This is a genomic window from Aeromonas piscicola (assembly GCF_000820005.1).
GTDB classification, from domain to species: domain Bacteria; phylum Pseudomonadota; class Gammaproteobacteria; order Enterobacterales; family Aeromonadaceae; genus Aeromonas; species Aeromonas piscicola.
This window is the reverse complement of the sequence record NZ_CDBL01000029.1, coordinates 489-1,193: the sequence shown is the minus strand read 5'-3', so window position 1 is coordinate 1,193 and position 705 is coordinate 489. Positions and strand designations below refer to the sequence as shown.

Below are 705 nucleotides of genomic sequence, written 5' to 3'. Positions count from 1 at the left end.
GGATCAAATGTGGACACTGGAAGGAAAACAACTACTACAAGACTATAGAGGCACGAGACAGATTACTTAATAAGATTCAAATAACCCCTACAGTTATATTTACTGAGTTCACTGCTGTCTCATATATGTGCAGAACTGTTGAACTTCAAAAATAACTATAGCCACAGTACCTCTCTCTATTTACATAATAATCACCCTAAGCTCACTGGTATATTCATCACTACTGTTATATAGAGCATACTCCGACAGTGCTTACCAACCAACACCTTCCACCAATGAAATAAATGACTACCATAACAAAAAGATTTTGCATGGTGAAAGTGAAGGTTTAAACCGAGATGAGGCAGAAAAAAACCAATTATGAACTTGAACAATATTTAATAGGAGAATATGCATTCTCATCGGCTAAGAATGACTTAAAGATTGAGGAACGGTCTAAAAACTCGAAAGAGAATATTAGATGGGCATTCCTTTCATTGGCAGAGATGGCCCTCTCTGCAATTACATTCATAACCAATGACATGGATGCATCCTCACCGAGAAAGTCAGTAGACATAATAATAATAAAAGATATTCAAATTCCATCAAATGGTGGAATATCTATCCAAAACAACCAAAATGGAGTCAACACATCATGTCTGGACATAATTCGGGAAATATACCACCAGGAGACGATTCATCAAAAAAACCACCTTCACAGCCAAC

The 705-nt window shown here is 36.6% G+C and carries 1 protein-coding gene; it reads left to right on the top strand.

Annotated elements, in window-relative coordinates; genetic code table 11:
- Positions 1 to 338: 338 nt before the first annotated feature.
- Positions 339 to 705 (top strand): hypothetical protein (locus BN1128_RS25835; RefSeq protein ID WP_042866571.1); only part of this gene is annotated, 367 nt, incomplete at its 3' end.